This window comes from Bacillus sp. Marseille-Q3570 (assembly GCF_946151055.1).
GTDB lineage: Bacteria > Bacillota > Bacilli > Bacillales > Fictibacillaceae > Pseudalkalibacillus.
In genome coordinates, this window is the sequence record NZ_CAMGYZ010000002.1 from 113,049 (window position 1) to 132,951 (window position 19,903).

At 43.6% G+C, this 19,903-nt stretch carries 17 protein-coding genes; 8 read left to right on the plus strand and 9 right to left on the minus strand.

Annotated features, from left to right (window positions below; translation table 11 throughout):
• Window positions 1-130 precede the first annotated feature (130 nt).
• Genes N8M93_RS03815 through N8M93_RS03825 form a run of 3 tightly spaced genes read left to right on the plus strand, consistent with a single transcriptional unit; the run spans window position 131 to window position 2,480 of the window.
• Entirely contained in the window at window positions 131-1,036 is a 906-nt protein-coding gene (locus tag N8M93_RS03815; protein ID WP_261129812.1) for an ABC transporter permease subunit, read from the plus strand.
• Window positions 1,036-2,055, plus strand: a complete 1,020-nt coding sequence (locus tag N8M93_RS03820; protein WP_261129813.1) for an ABC transporter permease — start codon at window positions 1,036-1,038, stop codon at window positions 2,053-2,055. Before N8M93_RS03815 ends, N8M93_RS03820 begins: the two co-directional genes overlap by 1 nt.
• A gap of 44 nt (window positions 2,056-2,099) precedes the next feature.
• On the plus strand, window positions 2,100-2,480 hold the full coding sequence (locus N8M93_RS03825) for an ASCH domain-containing protein (protein ID WP_261129814.1): 381 nt from the start codon (window positions 2,100-2,102) through the stop codon (window positions 2,478-2,480).
• A 140-nt stretch (window positions 2,481-2,620) separates the two neighbouring features.
• On the opposite strand, the gene N8M93_RS03830 is transcribed toward N8M93_RS03825, so the two are convergent.
• The 4 genes from N8M93_RS03830 to N8M93_RS03845 all read right to left on the minus strand — a co-directional run bounded on the left by N8M93_RS03830 (window position 2,621) and on the right by N8M93_RS03845 (window position 6,836).
• Window positions 2,621-3,034, minus strand: a complete 414-nt coding sequence (locus tag N8M93_RS03830; RefSeq protein ID WP_314728258.1) for a VOC family protein — start codon at window positions 3,032-3,034, stop codon at window positions 2,621-2,623.
• A gap of 294 nt (window positions 3,035-3,328) precedes the next feature.
• Complete coding sequence (locus N8M93_RS03835; protein WP_261129816.1) at window positions 3,329-5,362, minus strand: catalase; 2,034 nt, start codon at window positions 5,360-5,362, stop codon at window positions 3,329-3,331.
• Between the two features lie 177 nt (window positions 5,363-5,539).
• Window positions 5,540-5,770, minus strand: coding sequence for a hypothetical protein (locus N8M93_RS03840; RefSeq protein ID WP_261129817.1), 231 nt, complete (start codon window positions 5,768-5,770; stop codon window positions 5,540-5,542).
• Between the two features lie 166 nt (window positions 5,771-5,936).
• Complete coding sequence (locus N8M93_RS03845; RefSeq protein WP_261129818.1) at window positions 5,937-6,836, minus strand: DMT family transporter; 900 nt, start codon at window positions 6,834-6,836, stop codon at window positions 5,937-5,939.
• A gap of 160 nt (window positions 6,837-6,996) precedes the next feature.
• On the opposite strand from N8M93_RS03845, the gene cidR reads away from it, so the two are divergent.
• From cidR to N8M93_RS03860, 3 genes are all read left to right on the plus strand, one after another.
• Window positions 6,997-7,878 carry a cidABC operon transcriptional activator CidR gene (cidR, locus tag N8M93_RS03850; protein WP_261129819.1) on the plus strand — a complete coding sequence of 294 codons (882 nt, stop codon included), beginning with the start codon at window positions 6,997-6,999 and terminating at the stop codon, window positions 7,876-7,878.
• Window positions 7,879-8,084: 206 nt separating this feature from the next.
• The gene (locus N8M93_RS03855; protein ID WP_261129820.1) at window positions 8,085-8,639 is read left to right on the plus strand and encodes an acyl-CoA thioesterase; all 555 of its coding nucleotides are present in this window, start codon (window positions 8,085-8,087) and stop codon (window positions 8,637-8,639) included.
• A complete protein-coding gene (locus N8M93_RS03860; RefSeq protein WP_261129822.1) occupies window positions 8,636-8,998 on the plus strand; it encodes a hypothetical protein in 363 nt (120 codons plus the stop codon). Before N8M93_RS03855 ends, N8M93_RS03860 begins: the two co-directional genes overlap by 4 nt.
• A gap of 70 nt (window positions 8,999-9,068) precedes the next feature.
• Here the strand turns inward: N8M93_RS03860 and N8M93_RS03865 are convergent, their stop codons facing one another.
• On the minus strand, window positions 9,069-9,911 hold the full coding sequence (locus tag N8M93_RS03865; RefSeq protein ID WP_396125372.1) for an STAS domain-containing protein: 843 nt from the start codon (window positions 9,909-9,911) through the stop codon (window positions 9,069-9,071).
• A 324-nt stretch (window positions 9,912-10,235) separates the two neighbouring features.
• On the opposite strand from N8M93_RS03865, the gene N8M93_RS03870 reads away from it, so the two are divergent.
• The gene (locus N8M93_RS03870; protein ID WP_261130272.1) at window positions 10,236-10,850 is read left to right on the plus strand and encodes a spore coat protein; all 615 of its coding nucleotides are present in this window, start codon (window positions 10,236-10,238) and stop codon (window positions 10,848-10,850) included.
• 194 nt (window positions 10,851-11,044) lie between these two features.
• On the opposite strand, the gene N8M93_RS03875 is transcribed toward N8M93_RS03870, so the two are convergent.
• From N8M93_RS03875 to N8M93_RS03890, 4 genes are all read right to left on the minus strand, one after another.
• On the minus strand, window positions 11,045-12,721 hold the full coding sequence (locus tag N8M93_RS03875; protein WP_261129825.1) for a glycerol-3-phosphate dehydrogenase/oxidase: 1,677 nt from the start codon (window positions 12,719-12,721) through the stop codon (window positions 11,045-11,047).
• Window positions 12,722-13,230: 509 nt separating this feature from the next.
• Window positions 13,231-14,721 carry a glycerol kinase GlpK gene (gene glpK / locus N8M93_RS03880; RefSeq protein WP_261129826.1) on the minus strand — a complete coding sequence of 497 codons (1,491 nt, stop codon included), beginning with the start codon at window positions 14,719-14,721 and terminating at the stop codon, window positions 13,231-13,233.
• A 16-nt stretch (window positions 14,722-14,737) separates the two neighbouring features.
• Complete coding sequence (locus N8M93_RS03885) at window positions 14,738-15,580, minus strand: MIP/aquaporin family protein (RefSeq protein WP_261129828.1); 843 nt, start codon at window positions 15,578-15,580, stop codon at window positions 14,738-14,740.
• Between the two features lie 289 nt (window positions 15,581-15,869).
• Window positions 15,870-16,424 carry a glycerol-3-phosphate responsive antiterminator gene (locus N8M93_RS03890; RefSeq protein WP_261129830.1) on the minus strand — a complete coding sequence of 185 codons (555 nt, stop codon included), beginning with the start codon at window positions 16,422-16,424 and terminating at the stop codon, window positions 15,870-15,872.
• Window positions 16,425-16,638: 214 nt separating this feature from the next.
• On the opposite strand from N8M93_RS03890, the gene N8M93_RS03895 reads away from it, so the two are divergent.
• Window positions 16,639-19,848 carry a M36 family metallopeptidase gene (locus tag N8M93_RS03895; RefSeq protein ID WP_261129831.1) on the plus strand — a complete coding sequence of 1,070 codons (3,210 nt, stop codon included), beginning with the start codon at window positions 16,639-16,641 and terminating at the stop codon, window positions 19,846-19,848.
• Window positions 19,849-19,903: the final 55 nt, after the last annotated feature.

Genomic DNA, 19,903 nt, shown 5'->3' on the forward strand with positions numbered 1-19,903 from the left:
ATCTGCTTATCTCATTTACGTTCACAACATTTGAAAGGTTTCAATTCCAAAAAGTAATTTTCTACCAAATCCCTTTTGCTTCGTCTATATGTATAAGGAGATTTTAATGTTTAATTTGTAGGTGATTGGATTGGTAAAATCGATAACTAACAGTGTTGTGCGTTTTCTTTTTGTGGTGATAGGTATCGTCATGATTTCTGCCTTTCTCGGGATGACCATGTATAAAATCGATATCAGTTTCATGAGTTATTTCCAGAACCTTAAGAAACTAGTAATCTTACTTGTGAATCCAAGTGAAATCATCGTTTATAAGGATATTTACAGCATAAAGTACCCAAGTCCTTATCCAAGTCCTATTGAAAAGAACTATCCCCTTTTTCCTATGTTTTGGGAATACTATCTTTATTCGATCAAAATCTTCATGGCCGCTTTAGTGACTGCGATGTTTGCTGGAATATTCCTGACCTATTTCACTGCCTTCCTGCCTAAACGGGTGGTCCAAGTCTTGTCAAGGATCCTTTCGTTCTTAGAAGCCCTGCCTGATATATTCGTCATTTTCGTCGTGCAGTTCTTCATCATCTGGTTTTATAAAAAAACCGAAATCCTGTTATTCCCGATTGCAGGTGCATTCGAAAAGGTCTATTTCGTCCCGATTATTGTGCTTTCGCTTCTTCCAACTCTATTTTTCTATAAAGTATCGTTGTTCATGACAATGGAAGAATACGAGAAACACTATGCGGAATTTGCTATCAGCAAAGGTGTTCGTCCGAATCTATTGTTCTTAAAACATATCTTCCGTAACGCTGTGATCGGGATTACGAGCCACTCGAAAGCAATCATCTGGTTGATGCTCTCGAATCTGATCATTTTAGAAAGGATCTTCAACATATACGGCTTGACGAGATATATCTTGAATTATAAGCAGATCGAGATCATCGCGTTCAGCCTGATCATGTTCTACATACCGATTTTCCTGATCCTATTGATTTCTAAGCTTGTGATACAACGGAGCACAGGAAAAGAGGTGATGATTTGATGATGGTCAGGTTATTACGAAATCCAATGTTTCTGATAGGAGCACTTTTCATCATCGGTTTATTTGTATCAAGTCTCGTGTATCATGTCTTGAAGGATGATTCGATCCCTGTCATCGGTCTTCTGCATGATGATGATGGAGAGCTGGTTCCCCATCCATATTCACCGACAGACCACCCACCATTCGGGACCGAACATTTTGGGCGGGATCTTCTGACAATCATGGTGATCGGGGCGAAATATACACTAGGCATTGCATTCGTGACCGCTTTTTTAAGAGTGTTCATCTCCTCTGTAATCGGGGTGTTCGTAGGAATGTTTGTCTCTAAAACGAAGAAGCTGTTTGCATGGTTGGTCGATGCAGGGAATTATTTTCCTGCCACCCTTCTCGCATTCTTCTTACTTATTTGGGTTTTATTTTATGAAAAGTTATATGTAGGGGAATATTCTTTAAGTTTTGCTGAACAAGGGCTTATTATTGTGTTGGTGCTTACCGCGATCGCCATTCCTACGAATTCATTACTTGTCCTTAATGAAACGGATCGTTTTTTGAAAAAGGAATTCATGGAAGGCGTGACCGTCCTCGGTGCGGGCAAAAGACATATCCTTAAGAAACATCTGATCCCTTTCTTGATTCCGCAGCTGATCATGATCTATATGAGAGAACTGATCCAGGTCCTGTTGATCATGGCGCACCTGGGGATATTGAGGATTTTCGTTGGAGGTATGGATGTAAAAGAAGATATGTTCAGAACGCCCAGGGAATACTCCCTCTCGAATGAATGGTCGGGATTGCTCGGTCTATGGTGGGAATTCATTTGGACTGGTTATCCTTGGATTACCTTCATCCCTGTCCTGGCCTTTACTTTGACCATTTTAGCAGGGAAGATGACGTTGACAGGCTTTGAACGAGAGTTGAGCCGAAGTGCATCACATCGAAAAAGAACCCGAACAAATACTAAACGTCCTGCCCGGACTGTTAATGTGACAGATTTCACACAGCTTTCTTCTAAATCATGATAGAATGTCATAACCAATACGAAAAAGTAGATAAGGAGCATGCCATGAAAGGGTTATTGATCAAGTCCCCCTGGATCGATTACATTTTTGAGGGAAAGAAAACATGGGAGATCAGAGGGTCGAACACAAAAATAAGAGGGACGATCGCCTTGATTAAAAGCGGTTCAGGAAAGATCTTCGGTACAGTCGAACTTAATGACTGCCTGAAACTCAGCTTAGAAGAGTACCAACAAGGAGAAGAGTTCCACTGTGTTCCAAATGAACAGTGCAATGAGGAGCCATATCGGAATACCCATGCCTGGGTGCTCCGTAACCCCTGTCTTTTTGAAACACCCCTTCCGTATGATCACCCAAAAGGCGCTGTCATTTGGGTTGATCTTTCTGAACATGAGGAGTTGAAGGATCTCTGTCTCCAAACATCCTGATGAAAGTAGCATACCTAAGATTCAAGTGGGGGTGTCCGAAACGAGACTTCGGACACCCCCTTTCCATTGGTCCAGCTTATGTCCAAGCAAAAAAACAGCCAGCACCTTATAAGGTATCGGCTTATACCATGTCACGCATCTTATTTCTGATAATTAAGGTTCCAGGTAATTCCGAAAGCGTCCTTGACAAGTGCATATCTCGCTCCCCAGAATGTATCCTGCAATTCCATCAAAATCGTCCCATTTTCCTTTAAACGATCATATAGACGTTGAAGTTCATCTTCATTTTCAGGTTCGATGACTACTGATACGTTGCTTTCCTTTGGAACACTTTGTCCTGGGAAAGTGTCAGACACCATGAAGACCATATCTCCTTTTTTGAAGTAAGCATGCATAATCCGATCATCCGCTTCAGGCGGAGTCTCGAACTCAGCATCTCCGAACGTCATCGATTCAACTACTTCTCCTCCAAACACATCCGTATAGAAATCCAGTGCTGATTTTCCATCCCCGTCGAACGTAAAATAAGGTGTAAGGTGTTTCAACGCAATCACTCTCCTGAAATTATCAATTTTTTACCACCAATCACATTATAATGCCTAAACATGAATAAAACAAGAACAATTGTTCGTGTTTTGCAATAAATTTACCAGTTGTCCACCTAAATCACCGATAATTTTGGAAATTGCACCGATATTTTTAAACTTTGCACTGATAAATCTTGATTTTGCTCTGATATATTTGAACTTTGCACCGATAAATATCGGATTTGCTCCGATATTAAACCTACTCACACCCTCTCAAAAAGAAAAAACTGCCACATTTGTAGCAGTTCATCGTAAATCATTTTATACTACTTCACGTTCCCAGTGGCGATGTTCAGCAATCGCTCCAAGGAATTCGTTTGTAAATTCGCTGATGTCTTTACCGAGTACGACACCTGGACTCTTGTCAAACTCCATTTTCTTAAGCCACTTCGTTCCTTCATGGGTCGCACCGATCGGTTTGAAATGCATGAATGCTTCGTTGATGAAGTAGGCTGCGTCATTATAGAATTTCTTACTTTCATTTTTCCCACCTACTGCATAAACCGCATCGAACAAGACAGAGTCAGCCGTCAGGAACGTGTGGTCAACTTCAAGCGTAGAACCATCCGACCCTTTCACCTCACCAAGCTTTGCACTGATGATTTCAGGCTGCGCGCCGTTATCCTTCAATCCATCCAGTACTGACTTAATTTCTTTCCCGTCAAACTCATCGGCAACAATGACAGCAACTTTACGTGTATCAGGTTTTTTCACGGTATTATCCATGCTTAGTGCAGGAGACGATTTCGTGACATTAGAATCCTCTCCTTGAGGTTTTTCCGCACCGATTGCTTCTGCTACCTCAGTGGCAAGTTCCATACTGACATTTGCGAACATATCAACCACTTGCTGTTGGACCGATTTACTTTCTACTTTTCCCAATTCAAAACTGAACGCTTGCTTGATATCCTCTTTTTCGTGATTGCTCATGCTGTTCCAGAACAAGGTTGCTTGTGAGAAGTGGTCCTTGAAGCTGTCACTTCTAGCGCGGATTTTGTGCCCTTCGACTTTTTCCTGGTAGTGTTTGAAGCCGCCTTCTTCTTCACTCGATGGTTCCGGAGTATTTTGAGCAAGGGAATTTTTATGATAGCTCACTTGTCCTTTGTTGATCGTATGACGTCCGTATCCATCACGCTGGTTGTTATGGAATGGACAGACAGGTTTATTGATAGGCAGCTCATGGAAATTCGGTCCGCCTAAACGGATCAACTGTGTATCGGTATATGAGAATAAACGTCCTTGCAGTAACGGATCGTTTGAAAAATCAATTCCTGGAACGACATGTCCGGGATGGAAAGCTACCTGCTCCGTTTCTGCAAATACATTATCCACATTGCGGTTCAATGTCATTTTACCAATCAACTTCACTGGCACATCTTCTTCAGGCCAGATTTTAGTTGGATCCAGGACGTCGAAATCGAACTTGAACTCGTCTTCTTCTTTAATGATTTGAACGCCTAATTCGTATTCAGGGAAGTCTCCATTTTCAATCGATTCATATAGGTCTCCGCGGTGGAAATCTGCATCCTTACCTGAGATTTTTTGTGCTTCATCCCATACAAGTGCGTGTGTTCCGAGTACGGGCTTCCAGTGGAACTTGATGAAATGTGCCTCACCTTTTTCGTTAACGAATCTGAATGTATGGACACCGAATCCTTCCATCATACGGAAACTCCGTGGAATTGCACGGCCAGACATCGCCCACATCACCATATGAGCGGATTCCTGGTTATTCGCGACGAAATCCCAAAACGTATCATGGGCAGAAGCTGCTTGCGGCATTTCATTATGGGGTTCTGGTTTCAGGGCATGTACGAGATCAGGGAATTTCATTGCGTCCTGAATGAAGAAAACCGGGATATTGTTCCCTACGAGATCGAAGTTTCCTTCATCTGTATAAAATTTCGTTGCAAAGCCACGTGCATCACGCACGGTCTCAGCTGAACCCTTGGATCCAGCAACGGTTGAAAAACGCACGAATACAGGCGTTTTCTTGGATGGATCCTGCAAGAAACCTGCTTTCGTATATTCCTTCATCGATTCATACACCTGAAATTCACCGTGTGCGGCAAATCCGCGCGCATGGACAATTCGTTCCGGGATGCGCTCATGATCAAAGTGCGTCATCTTTTCGCGGAAATGGAAGTCCTCCATCAAAGTCGGACCACGTTCACCTGCTTTCAGTGAGAATTCATCCTCTGAAACTTTGACACCTTGATTGGTCGTCATTTTTTTATCTTTATCATCAAAACGGTCTTTTTCAAGCTGTCGATTCTTTTTGTTTTCCTCACTCATCTCGCGATTCCTCCTTAGGACGTTTATTATGTAATAATCATTACATATAAGTGACGTACCCTACTGGAGTCATCACAAAACAAGTTTCAGTTATATGATTCAATGTTACTATGTTGAGAATTTTGACGGGTCTTGAAGTTGTTTGTAGGGGGGATTCATTGGGGGTGAGATGAAGGTTTATTTAATTCCCATTAACGTTTTGAGCCTGTTGATGTCCTTTTCATTATTCCATGTTTTAGAGGCTAAAAGGTCAATGTTACTTTCGATCTTATCCAACTTCTCGTTCGTTTCTTTTCTGAAGTCTTCAAAATCCTTCCTTAATCCGCCAACCCCTTTACCTAAATCGGATAAGTCATCTTTCATACCAAGCATGACGCTGAGAAGTTTGTCCAATTTTTCTTCTGACATGATCTCAACCACCTTTTTTAATAATTAGTTTCATTATAACAAGTTCCACCATAAAAAGGGAGAAAAGTATCAGACGCCTCCAACACTACATTTTGGACAAAAACCGATTTTTCTCATAATGTTGTTTAGTTCGGAGAGCCTCTGACACTTTTTTTGACAAGCTTCATCAAGCTGCCTTTTTCGATATGTTCCTATGTTTCTTACCTAACCCATTCACGACGATGACACCAGAAATTGCAACGAGACCACCGATCAAGGATAGTGTGCTCGGCCATTCGTTCAGCCAGAGCCATGCAACGAAAATCGCGATCACAGGCTCAACATAAAGCATACTCGTCACAGTGCTTGCGCGTCCTAATGAAAGTGCAGTCGCCCATGTGATATACGCAATAGCTGCAGGAAATATTCCTGTATAAAGCGCTGATAAGTTTGCTTCGAGCGTCGCCTGTTGAATCGATTCGAAAAGACCTGGTGTGAAAATGACAAACGGCAAAGTCCCTGTCCATGTAAAATAAGCAGTCAATTCAAGCGGTGTATATCTGTAGTGAAGAGACTTTTGAAAAACGAAAAAAACAGATGTCGCAACAGCTGCCATCAACACCAATAAAGCGCCCTGGGAAATACTGAAGGAGGATCCTGAAGTACCTAAAGTAATTAAAACGATGCCGAGGAAGCCGATGCTGAGTCCTATCCATCCAGCGGCTCCGGGACGTTCTTTTAAAACAAGGACGGCTATCAATGCGGTGAATACTGGCGTCGATCCGATCAGCATTCCAGCCGTTCCTGCAGATACAGTCAATTCCCCGAATGTTACACCAATATTGTAAAGGGTGATGCCTACGAATCCGAGCAGCATGATTTTGACCAGATCTCTTTTATCTGGGACACGAATCCGGATTCCTGGTAAAAGAGCCAGGATGAGGAAGATCATTGATGCAATAAAATAACGTGTGAACACTAGATGTCCGGCTGTATAGCCACCATGTAGACTTGCACGAATCGCAGCGAACGTCGATCCCCAGATGACGACAGTTGTAAGTGCCATCATGAATGCTTTTGCGTTCATGCCCCTCCCCCTAACATATGTAAATATCCCTCTTTAACTCGAAGGTATCACCAGTGGAGATGAAAAGCAATGAAAGAGATTTATGATATGCAACTTCCTTTACATAAAGGAGGAATAAGTTTTAGATTTAAGGTGATACCTATAAGCAGGTGAAACCATAATGGATATAAAACATTTACAATATTTCATTGAAGTGACCCGTTTGCGTAGTTTCAGCAAAGCTGCTGAGCATATGTATGTCACTCAACCGACCATCAGTAAAATGCTGAAAAACCTGGAAAACGAACTCGGTGTCCATCTTTTCGATCGAAAAAGCAAAAAGGTGGAATTGACCGATGCCGGAAAAGTGATTTATGAACAGGCGCTCGTTATTGATAAAGCTTTCAAAGATCTGCAATACCAATTGGATAACTTGCAAGAATTAAAAAAAGGGCATATCCGTATCGGTTTGCCTCCTATGATCGGGTCTCTTCATTTTCCAAATATAATCGGTCGATTCCAAGAACGATACCCTGAAATTTCGATTCAATTGGTTGAAAAAGGATCAAAAAGGATTGAGGAAGATATCGATAAAGGCGATCTCGATCTTGGGGTTGTCGTTCTACCGGTGAATGAAAACCTGTTTGAATTCTATTCTTTTGAACGTGAGAAACTGAAACTTGTCATTCCACCTGATCATCCTTTTTCAAAAAGTGAAAAGATCGAACTGGCCAAATTGAAGGATGAAAACTTCATTCTTTTCACTGAAGATTTTGCTCTACATAACCGGATCATATCATCGTGTGCTGTTGCTGGGTTTAAACCATCCATTGTTTCTGAAAGTTCCCAGTGGGATTTTATCGGAAAAATGGTTGCTTCCAAATTAGGTATTGCGTTTATGCCAGAGAGCATTTGTAAAGCTGTGCATAGTGATGTCGCCATTCTCGATGTGATTGATCCAAGTATTAGCTGGGAGCTCGCCATCATTTGGCGTAAAAAGGCGTACCTTTCTTTTGCTGCGAGAGAATGGTTGGACTTTACAATAGAAAAATTGAAAGCTTGAAAGGAGGAATCCACTTCACATTAGGAGTGGATTTTTTCATTGGTTCTATTTATAGCTGTAAGCATTTTCATAGCCGATATCTATACCACCTATGGAAATAATCAATTTTACTTCACGAATAATGAGGCTTACAATCACTTCTGTAAGAATTTTATAGAACAAACCAGGAATTCCTGTATTGATAAAATTCAGAAAGGTGATTGGATATGGAAATGAAAAAAGCACGACATAGCCGGATCATAAATACAGATCAAGTGATGACTTGTGATTTGAATAACTACAATACACTATTTGGCGGGGTATTGATGAAGAAATTGGATGGAGTCGCGACAATTTCCGCTCGCCGTCATTCCAGAGCTAAAGAATGTGTAACAGCTTCAATTGATTCAATCGATTTTTTGGCACCGATCCATCAAAGTGATTCGGTATGTATTGAATCTTATGTTTCTTTTACTGGAAAAACATCGATGGAGATTTTTTGTAAAGTAATCGCAGAGGACATGATGACTGGTGATCGCCGTATAGCAGCGACAGCTTTCTTGACATTCGTGGCTTTGGATGAAAACAAAAAACCGATGGAAGTTCCAGGGGTTATTCCTGAGACGGAAGAAGAGAAGACATTATTTGAGACTGGAGCTGATCGTGCTGAAGTCCGAAAAATAAGAAGAAAGAAAAGTAAAGAGTTAGCTGCGTCCATCTCTGTAAAAAAACCCTGGGATGAGGACATCGAGTCGATAGAAAGTGAGGGGCTGAAGATATGATTTCTTTATCAAGCCTTCAAGACTTGCAAAATATCAAGACTAGAATTGAACAATTCAAAAAAGAGATACCCGATTTATACAACAGGATGGTTCATTTGACCAGTTTGACAAGACAATTGCAATTCCGCTACTCCTATTTAGCATGCTTATTGACTAATGAAGATGCAACTGAGCATTATCCGAATTTTGCTAGTGAATCTGTAATGAATCTCTTCCACCAGGAAGTAAGTAAGATGAAGATGTCAGATGATATACATGTTGTGTCAGAATTACTTCAGTCACATAAACATTGTGGTTACGACAAAATTTGCTTATTGTTTCTAGGAATTTCGCCTGAGCATTTAAAGGGATTACAATAACAGAAAAGAAGCTTACTCAAAAGCACTCCTTTACGAGGCTTTTTGGGTAAGCTTCCTTTTTTATTACGTTTTAATTTTCACCGACGAGGTTTGCACTGATTGCTTGTTGCAGGTTTCCTCTCACTTCTGCTTTATCTCTGAACGATAGTCCTTCTTTCACCATCTTGCTGGCAATTTCAGCCCGCATTCCTGTAATGATCGCCTTACATCCCATCAATGAAATACCATCAATGACTTTAAGAAGATGGTGAGTCACATCAGCTTCCATCTGCGCAACCCCAGAAAGATCGATGATCAATGTCTCGATTCGCCCTCTGCTTACTTCTTCCAAAACCTTATCTTCTATCGTTTCCGAACGGGAATCATCAATTGCGCCAATCAATGGAAAAATAGCGGTGGAAATGTTGATCGGGATGATTTGGACAGAGAGATTTTCAACAAGACTCTTTTCTCTTTCAAGCAATTTATCTTTGAACGTAGAATAGCTGATAAAGAAATTGTTCAGGAAAAGATCGATATGTTCATTGACCGTTCTTTCCGTGGAATAGAATTCTTCTCGATTTTCCGATTTATTTAGAGATTTGTCATATTGATAGAGGAAACTCCACAATGTTCTACGGATTGCATGGACCCAGTCCAATTTGAACGTCAAAGTCATCGAATATTTGGCCCATACGATACCTTCTTGTTCCGCAAAAGCAATTAATTCTTCAGTTTCTTGATTGACGACATACCCGATGAGTCTATGAGCATTTTCCACAAGATTGATGTTCCCGATCACCTGGATCTCTGCAATCTTATCTCTTACTTTATCGGCTTCCGTGAGTAAGTTTTCCTCGACTTCTTCTTTATGTTTCTCAAGGAATTCTGTAATTTCCTTTCCTTCTTGTAAAACCAAACTCAAACCAATCACCCTTTCCAATGAGAGAAGTCTGTTTTATATACCAAGCATAGTGATGTGTAAAAAGGATTGAATATATGTATCACTATAATAATTTTTATCTTACCAAAGTCTGAGAATTTCGTAAATAAAGAAGACTTTTGAATACATGTTTTGAGGGTACAGTAGAAACACTAACTACGTAAACTACACATTCGGGAGGAATAGATTGTGCAAAATCAGATGAATCCAAATGGTTTCCAGCAACAGCAGGGAAACACAAAAATGCAGCAGAATGTTAAGCCATTTGCACCACCTGCTGGGAACATGCCACAAAACCAAACCCCGCCTCAATCAATGCAGCAGAATCCAGCTCAACAGCAGAATCGGATGGCGCCGAGTATGAATCATGGCGGCCATGAAATGTTCGACAGCCATGAAGTTCTTTCTTCTATCATCGGGATGTTGGATCAGTATCTTATTTATGATCAATTCGTTAAAGATCAAGAGCTGCGAACTATTTTATATCGTCAGCATAGTTTCATCACGGACCTGTACAACACCATCGTTGAAGCCTTTTCGACCGGACAAAAACCGACTCACTCTACTCGTGTTTATAAAATGCAGCAAAACAATGACACGATGTATGGTCTGAGTCCGGGCCAACCGAAAAAGCCCTTCACTTCAGCAAATCAGGTTAATGATGAAAGCGTTTCAGGATACATGCTCGGTCTGGCGAAGTCTACCTCTTCTTTATTAGCAATGACTGCTCTGGAAATGACGAACCCTGTATTAAGAAGAGTGATTGCGGACAGCGTTCCGAATTTTATTGAAATGTCCTATGAAATCTTCCTGTATCAGAACAAACATCACTACTACCAAGTTCCGCAGCTTGCACAACAAGATATGTCACAAATGCTCCAAAGCTATGCGCCCGCTCAAAATATGCAACCAAATCAGTACAGACAATAGTGTTTTCAATAAGGAAGCTGGCCATCTCGGCCAGCTTTTTTCATTTATTTGGGTGTTTGTGTGTGTTTTAGAAGTGGTTTGAGCAAAATTGGAGTCAATTTGAACAATTTCGATGCCATCTTGAGCAATTCGGTACGATCTTACTACGAGCAATAGCTCCACCTCTCAACAAATTCACCGCACCAACACAACAATCAAATCGCCTTTTCAGGTTCTTCCATGTCCATCGGTGTCGTGGAGTGGGTCAGGTGTTCTTCAAGTTCGACTTCATAAATCTGTCTCTCATCATCAGTCCAGTCCAATTGTGCTGCCATTGATTCGATGACTGGTGTTTTCCACTTGAAGACCCACTCAATATCGAAAAAGAGTGCTCCGGTCCTGCGGATGAAGAAGTCGATCGGTTTTGTCGCCATTTCTTCATCTATGCTGTATTGCAAAACAGCCCGTAAATACTTCGGCATTCCATCTCCATCTTCCAAACCTTTGTAGATTTCATAAATAGGATCAATGTTCGAGCCATAGCGTTGTACGAGGATTTCAGCCAGGTTTTCCTTCAATCCCAGATTCACACCTTGTTCAACCTTCTCTTTTTTAAATATTTCAAATCCAGTTGAACCGCCGACATCACCACCTGAAATCGGTAAGTGTTTCGTTTTGCATTCGGGATAAGTACCGACTCCCTCTTCACTTAACTGTTCTGCAACAAGGTTGACGATGCTGTCGGCCATTTTTCGATATCCTGTCAATTTCCCGCCGGCAATCGTGATCAAACCGGAATTTGAAATGAAGATTTCATCTTTACGTGAAATCTCTGACGGGTCTTTCCCTTCCTCATGGATAAGTGGTCGCAATCCTGCCCAGCTCGATTCCACATCATCAGCGGTTATTTTCAAGTCAGGGAACATGAAGTCGATCGCGCTTAACACATACTCGCGGTCTTCATTTGTCATTCTTGGTTTGGCGATATCTTCATCGTACGTCGTATCGGTCGTTCCTACATACGTCTTCCTATCTCTCGGAATCGCGAAAACCATCCGTCCATCCGGTGTATCAAAATAGATCGCCTGCCGCAAAGGGAAACGCTCCTGATCAAAGACGAGATGAATTCCTTTCGTCAAATGCAACGTTTTCCCTTCCTTCGACTTGTCACGATCTCTCAAAGTATCCACCCAGGGGCCAGCAGCATTGATGATTTTTTTCGTACGGACCTTGTACGTTCCCCCACCCAGTTGATCCTTCAAAACAACCCCCACGGCTCGACCGTTTTCATAGATGAAATCTTCCACTTTTACATAATTGGCTGCGTTTACACCATGTTCTACAGCTTTTTTATGAACTTCGATTGTAAGACGGGCATCGTCGGTCCGGTATTCGACGTAGTAGCCGCCGCCCTTCAAGCCTTCCTTTTTCAAAGTCGGTTCTTTCTCAAGCGTTTCTGCAGCACTCAGCATTTTCCTTCGTTCACTTCGTTTCACTCCTGCCAAAAAATCATATACACGCAGGCCGAGCGAGGTGCTGAATTTTCCGAACGTCCCGCCTTTATAAATCGGCAGCAGCATCCATTCCGGTGTTGTCACATGTGGTCCGTTCTCATAGACGATTGCACGTTCTTTACCGACTTCAGCCACCATCTTGATTTCAAATTGCTTTAGATACCGAAGCCCACCGTGAACCAATTTTGTTGAGCGGCTTGACGTTCCCGCGGCAAAATCCTGCATATCGACAAGGGCTGTTTTCATGCCCCGCGTTGCAGCGTCCAGAGCTACACCGGCACCTGTAATACCTCCTCCGACAATGAACACATCATATTCTTCTTGTTCCATGGCTTCCAGTTTCTCTATCCGGTTGCTGCTTGAAAATAAGGGTTTCATCCTCTGCACTCCTTTTTAGTCAGGTCTGATGATCTTTTATAAAGAAAACTTGGCATAGCCAAGCCTTTGGCGCCGGCTCTCGAATACTGAAGAAAGAATTTCATACTTTCTTCAAGTATAAAAATTCACGATACTCCTGTGGACCGTCCACGGAAAAAGGGTGAACTTCACAATCCTCAGGACGATTCAAATCTCGAATTCCATCTTTATTATAGGTATTGACGTTTTCTGGTTTTCATTTAAAGAAAACTTAACGAAGTCCAGCAGAAGGCGCAGACTAAGTTCTAGTTGCACTTATGCCAGGAGGTATAAAGAAAACTTAACGAAGTACAACCGAAGGCGCAGACTAAGTACTACTTGCCCTTATACTGAAGAAAGTATTTTCTTTAAGTGAAACAAAAAGAGACCACAACTCCCCTATAAGTACCATGATTTTGGCTTATAAGGTGTTGCGGTCTCTCCATTTCTCCGACCAGAAATATTAACTTGTTTTCATCGTATCATATTTTTCACTTGAATGCCATAGTCGCGTGGACTGCTTTTTTCCAGCCTTCATAAAGCGAGTCACGTTCTTCTTCACCCATTTTATTCGTGAAGGTGCGATCCACTTTCCATTGTTTCGCGATCTCAGAACGATCCTTCCAATACCCGACTGCAAGTCCTGCCAGATATGCCGCTCCGAGAGCTGTCGTTTCGTTCACGACTGGACGTTCAACAGGGACACCCAATACATCGCTTTGGAATTGGGCAAGGAAATTGTTCTTTACAGCGCCGCCGTCTACGCGTAATGCCTTCAACGAAATACTCGAATCAGCTTCCATCGCGGTCAGTACATCCTTTGTCTGATACGCAAGGGATTCAAGCGTAGCTCTGACAAAATGCTCTTTAGACGTCCCTCGAGTGATACCGAAGACAGCGCCTCTTACATCGCTGTCCCAATACGGTGTGCCAAGTCCGACGAAGGCAGGAACGACATAGACGCCATCTGTTGATTCCACTCGGTCAGCATATTTCTCACTGTCAGCCGCGTCCTTGAACATCCTCAACCCATCACGGAGCCATTGGACGGCTGATCCGGCAACAAAAATACTACCTTCAAGCGCATATTCGACCTTCCCATCGATTCCCCAAGCGATCGTCGTAAGCAGCCCGTGATCAGATGTGACAGCTTGTTCCCCAGTATTCATCAGCATGAAACACCCTGTACCGTAAGTGTTCTTGGCCATTCCTTCTTCATAACAGGCTTGTCCGAATAACGCCGCTTGCTGATCTCCTGCAACCCCTGCAATCGGAATCGATTGACCGAAGAAATGATGTTCCACCGTATGGCCGTAAATTTCAGACGAAGGCTTGACTTCTGGAAGCATCGACTTCGGCACTTCAAGAATGTCGAGCAATTCGTCATCCCATTTCAGTTCGTGGATGTTGAACATCAAGGTCCGCGATGCATTGGAATAATCCGTCACATGTGCTTTACCGCCTGTCATTTTCCAGATCAACCATGAATCGATCGTCCCGAACATCAAGTCGCCGGCTTCCGCTTTTTCACGTGCACCTTCAACGTTATCAAGGATCCACTTCACCTTAGTTCCGGAAAAATAGGCGTCGATCAAGAGGCCTGTCTTTTTTCTGAATGTCTCATTGTAGCCTTTTGATTTCAATTCATCACAAATGCCAGCGGTCTGGCGGGATTGCCAGACGATTGCGTTGTAGATCGGTTTTTCTGTGTTTCTATCCCAAACGACTGTCGTTTCCCGTTGGTTCGTGATACCGATGCCCGCAATCTGTTCAGGCTTCATATCGGTTTCGGATAAAAGTTGTGCGATGACAGCGAGGACCGATCCCCATATTTCGTTAGCATTATGTTCCACCCAGCCGGACTTTGGAAAGTGCTGTGTGAATTCTTTTTGAGAAGTGTGGACGATTTCGCCTTCTTTGTTGAAAAGGATGGCACGTGTACTTGTCGTTCCCTGGTCTAGTGATAGAATGTATTTTTCCATGTCATCTTTCCTCCCCTTATTGAATGGTTTCTTTAAGTCTTGCTGGAGACGCTTTCTCTTTCACTGGTACTTCTTTTTCACTTGTTACATAAGCAGCGGATAAGACTAATAAAATCAGTGTCCCTACGATCCAGAAGGCTGGCGAATCGATACCCAGGAACATCTTTTTATAAAACAGGGCTCCGAACACCCCTCCTAAGATCGGACCGACGACTGGGATCCATGCATACCCCCAATCTGAGGACCCTTTCCCGACAATCGGTAATACAAAGTGTGCGATTCTCGGTCCTAAGTCACGAGCTGGATTGATTGCATAACCCGTGGTACCCCCTAGTGACATTCCGATCGCGACGATCAAAAATCCGACAATCAGCGGGTTCAGACCTTCAGTGAATTCATTCGCTCCGATCGCGAGCAATCCTAGCAAAAGGACAAAAGTCCCGATGATCTCACTTAATAGATTCGAAAAAGTATGCCTGATTGCAGGATCTGTTGAAAAGACTGCCCGTTTCAATTCAGGTTCATCCGTTTCTCTCCAATGCGGCAGGTAATGGAAGTAAACGATTACCGCTCCAAGGAAGGCTCCGATCATCTGGGCTGTGATGTATATCGGTACTTGATCCCATGGAAACTCCCCGATTGATGCAAGACCGAGTGTAACTGCAGGGTTGATATGTGCGCCGCTGATGCCACCAACAGCGTAGACGGCAACTGCCACCGCAAGTCCCCATCCCATTGTAATGACGATCCATCCTGAATCTTGTGCCTTTGTCTTCTTTAATACGACACCACCAACTACGCCACCTCCTAAAATGATCAAAATCATCGTACCTATGATTTCTGCCATGAATGTTGACATACTCATTCCTCCTATGGTTGTGTTGAAAACATTTTAAACACAAAGAAAAAATCATTATGTTGATCGGGATCATCTGCGCAGAATGATCTTCATATGTTTCGTCATGGAAAGGAGAAATACATGACCTCCTTTACACTTTTTATCAGTGTAAAGAAAAAATCCACACGAATCTCCCCATTCATGAAATGGGTGATACGTGTGGATCTCCTATTCTCCGTCACATGACTATTAACTTGTACCCTAGGTTACACGATGCTGAAAACGCTGTCAATCATTGTTTTCATTACAATTACCTTACAAAATGCTTCCAAAGTTCCGCCCTTGAGGTCGTGACCGCTGTCGCACCAGCATCCAGAGCCCTTTCCACATCATCGATCGTCCGGATCAAGCCACCTGCAAAAATGGGGATTCCTGTATTTTCATGTACCTCCGTTATGATTGGAGGCATGATTCCCGGAAGGACTTCGATATAGTCCGGCTTTGTTTTTTCAAGCAATGAATAGCTCTTCTTCAAGGCACTTGAGTCGAGTAGAAACAACCTTTGGATCGCGAGAAGCCCTTTTTTCTTCGCCGCCAGAATGACACTCGCCCTTGTAGAAATGAGCCCGTCGACTTTGAATTCCTGGGCAAGGAATTCAGCAGCATGGTCGTCATTTTTCAGACCCTGGATCAGATCGACATGGACAAGCAGCTTCTTTCCATGATTCTTAGCAGTCGAAGAGAGACTCTTCAACTGCCCGATGTGACTGTCCAGCAACACAAGATATTCATAATTGCTTTCCAATAATTTCTCAAAATCCTTCATATTCCGGATTGCAGGAAGGATTTTTTGATTGATCGCCATGCGTTCCACCCCTTTTTTAGATGTTTCCATTTTAGACATTGGAACGGAAAAATACAATTGTGATAAAGCTCTCCTATTCCATTAGTAGTACACCACTGTAGGTCCTTCAAATAAAACTGATAGGCTGTTGTCAGTATTTGCAGGTATTTGTAAAGGAGACCATGATTCACTGGAGAAAAACCCTGTAAATACAATTTTCAGGGGAGGATTCATTTTGAAAAAGCGAAGTCTACTAACTGCGTTATGTCTAACATTACTCGCAGGACAGGTCCTTGTGACAAGTGGTGGAAATGCAGCACAATCCACTGGCTCGATAAATGAAACAGATGATCATCAACATTCGATAGTGGAAGATGTCCGTGATGCTGCGGACCGGGTTCTACCAACGGATGTCCAGCTCGATGCTGCTGATACTCTCGTTGAAGATGCCGGTGCCGGAACGAAGATCGAATGGAATAGCCTCTTCGGGACTCCTTCTACCATCATAAAAGAGAAGGGCTATCTCACGGAGGGTTCGAACGAGGATGCAGAAACCGTAGCACGCAACTGGCTGAAAGAAAATGCCACGCTTTTCGGTCTATCTGCAGAAGAAATTGATACGCTGAATGTGATCCGTGACTACGCGATGAAAGGAACCGGCCTCCACCCGGTGACATTCCAGCAGACGTTTGACGGAATCGAATCGGTTTATGGCGGACGGATCATCGTCGCTGTCAATAAAGACGGGAAAATTTTATCGGTCACAGGCAATGCGAGCCGCTCGAAATCGGTTGCGGGAGACTTCATTCTTTCTGCTGCAGATGCATTGAATAAAGCAGTTCAACTTGAAGCCGGAGATCTCGAATACACACCTGAATCTCTTGGCACTCAACATGGCTGGGACGTTTTCGATGGCGGGGATGTGTTACCGGCAGAGCAACGTGTGAAAAAGGCTACTTTCATAACTGAAAACGGTGTCCGTCCAGCATACCGTGTCCTTTTCATTGAAGAGCTGAATGAAGGGTATGAACTTGTGATTGATGCGGAAACAGGCAAAGAGTTATATAAACGTTCACTCGTAGATGATTTACTCGAGCCAGAAGGGTTGATATTCGAAAATTATCCTGGCGCTGCGAAGGGCGGGAGCCAAACAGCCAGGTCTTTCAAAGGCGATCCTGATGCTTCACCGCAAGGGTGGCTTTTACCAGGGACTGATTTAGGGGTGACAACCTTCGGAAATAACGCAAATTCATATGCGAACTGGAGCAACTTCTTAGTCCCGGCTGATCAAGCTGTAAGACCTGTTGCACCTACTGGCGAATTCAGTTATTTGTTTAAAAACTCTTGGCAGGAAACCGAGGGACAGACGGTACCGCCATCTTATGCTGACGATATCAACAGTGCAGCGACCAACCTGTTTTACCATCACAATCTGTTCCATGATTACTACTACAACTTAGGCTGGGTTGAAGAAGCAGGTAACTTGCAGCTATCGAACTTTGGAAAAGGCGGTCTTGACGGAGATGCAATCCTCGGACTCGTGCAGGCTGGGGCTGCCTCTGGCGGTGCACCGACTTATACCGGACGTGACAATGCTTATATGCTGACATTGCCTGATGGCATTCCAGCTTGGAGCGGAATGTTCCTATGGGAACCGATTGCGGGAGCTTTTGAAGGCGAATATGCCGATGGGGACTTTGATGCAGGGATCATCTATCACGAATACTCCCACGCATTATCTAACCGACTGGTGGCAGGTGGTGAAGCACTCGGAAGCCATCAATCCGGGTCCATGGGTGAAGGCTGGGGCGACTGGTACGGCATGCACTATCTCGTCAAAAATGGCTTGCAAGAGAAACCTGTTGTCGGCGCTTATGTGACTGGCAACGATAAGCGCGGGATCCGCAGCTACTCCCTTGACGAAGCTCCTTACAATTACGGAGATGTCGGGTACGACATCGTCGGTCCTGAGGTCCACTCTGACGGGGACATTTGGGCAGCGATATTATGGCATATGAGAGAAGAATTGATTGAACGATTTGGAAAAGAGAAAGGGGAAAAGGTCGCGGAACATCTCGTAATCGATGCAATGCCGATTTCAGTGCCTGATCCATCGATGGAAGACATGAGGACAGCGATCATCGCGGCAGAATTCGAACGGTATGGCGGTGAGCATTATGATGCATTGTGGACATCTTTCGCCCAACGCGGATTAGGTGCTAATGCCTATTCGAACAGCGGAGATGACACAGATCCGGTACCGGCCTTCAATCATCCTGATGGCGAGCGAAACGGACAACTTGTCGGGAAAGTGATCAATGAATCTACGAATCAACCAATCTCAGACGCCCGTATCATGATCGGGGAGTTCGAGGCACGTACGACTCCTGTTTCCGTCACAGGTGGAAAAGGAGGATTCGCAACCTATATGGTGGAAGGGACCTATGACATCACGATCCAGGCAAAAGGATTCGGTTCCCGTACAATCCGAGATGTAGAAATCAAACCAGGCAAAAAGAACCGCTTAGCGTTCAAATTATCGCCGAATGTCGCTTCTTCCTTCAATGGCGCTGTCATCGAGAGCGTATCTGGCGAATCCGACAGCAATCCTGTCAAACTTGCAATCGACGATACAGAAGCAAGTGTCTATGCGTCCGACACACAAGAAAATGGTTTCAAAGGTTCGGAGTTCGTGGTCGATTTAGCAGGAGATAAAGCCGTAGACGTTTCTCATATTCAGGTGAGCGCTGCTAAGGATGTCTCTGCAAACCGTTTTGCGACGCTTAAAAACTTCAGCATCCAGACCTCCCTTGACGGTGAAAACTGGATAACTGTCGTACGGGATGAATTTGACGCGCAAAAACCGAGACCGACCATCGCAGACCTTCATTACCGGGGATTCGATCTTGAAGAACCAGTCCAAGCTAAATACCTTAAGTTCGTGGCTCATAGTGCTCAGGATATTTCCAAAGGATATGTCCAGGTAGCAGAGCTTCAAGCATTTTCAGAAGGTAAAGCGAAACTCGAGCCGATCGTCGGAGAACCGACAGAACCATTTGTGGCAGAAGGAACGGTCCAGGCTGGTAATGCCGGGACAGGAATCGGAAACCTTGCAGGTGTTCCTGCGACCTTGGCTGTTACAGAAAATGAATTCGTGGCTACTCAGAATCCTGAACCTGCCTCCCAAGGAGCAGACGGTTATGTCGTCACACTACCAGAGGAATATGGCGATGGCATCCACAATTTCATGCTGGAAGGATCAAGTGAGAGTGATTACGATTTTGATGTATATTTCTACAATAAAGACTTCGAAGTGATCGGTGGAGTCGCAACTTCAGCAGCTAACGAAAGCGGCGTCATACCTGGGGGCACAAAGTACGTCTATGCAGGGCTCTGGAGCGGTATGAACGTACCATTCACTTTTACAGCCACAAGCCCGTACTAAAAGCGTTGAAAAAAGCGGCTTCCGAAGAATGAACTCTTCGGACCGCTTTTTCCTT

Bases quoted from the DNA above. Each gene is read 5' to 3' on its own strand.
- N8M93_RS03820 (WP_261129813.1), top strand. From the start codon at position 1,036: ATGATGGTCAGGTTATTACGAAATCCAATGTTTCTGATAGGAGCACTT.
- N8M93_RS03825 (WP_261129814.1), top strand. From the start codon at position 2,100: ATGAAAGGGTTATTGATCAAGTCCCCCTGGATCGATTACATTTTTGAG.
- N8M93_RS03835 (WP_261129816.1), bottom strand. From the start codon at position 5,362: ATGAGTGAGGAAAACAAAAAGAATCGACAGCTTGAAAAAGACCGTTTT.
- N8M93_RS03840 (WP_261129817.1), bottom strand. From the start codon at position 5,770: ATGTCAGAAGAAAAATTGGACAAACTTCTCAGCGTCATGCTTGGTATG.
- N8M93_RS03845 (WP_261129818.1), bottom strand. From the start codon at position 6,836: ATGAACGCAAAAGCATTCATGATGGCACTTACAACTGTCGTCATCTGG.
- cidR (WP_261129819.1), top strand. From the start codon at position 6,997: ATGGATATAAAACATTTACAATATTTCATTGAAGTGACCCGTTTGCGT.
- N8M93_RS03855 (WP_261129820.1), top strand. From the start codon at position 8,085: ATGGAAATGAAAAAAGCACGACATAGCCGGATCATAAATACAGATCAA.
- N8M93_RS03860 (WP_261129822.1), top strand. From the start codon at position 8,636: ATGATTTCTTTATCAAGCCTTCAAGACTTGCAAAATATCAAGACTAGA.
- N8M93_RS03870 (WP_261130272.1), top strand. From the start codon at position 10,236: ATGCAGCAGAATCCAGCTCAACAGCAGAATCGGATGGCGCCGAGTATG.
- N8M93_RS03875 (WP_261129825.1), bottom strand. From the start codon at position 12,721: ATGAAACCCTTATTTTCAAGCAGCAACCGGATAGAGAAACTGGAAGCC.
- glpK (WP_261129826.1), bottom strand. From the start codon at position 14,721: ATGGAAAAATACATTCTATCACTAGACCAGGGAACGACAAGTACACGT.
- N8M93_RS03885 (WP_261129828.1), bottom strand. From the start codon at position 15,580: ATGTCAACATTCATGGCAGAAATCATAGGTACGATGATTTTGATCATT.
- N8M93_RS03890 (WP_261129830.1), bottom strand. From the start codon at position 16,424: ATGGCGATCAATCAAAAAATCCTTCCTGCAATCCGGAATATGAAGGAT.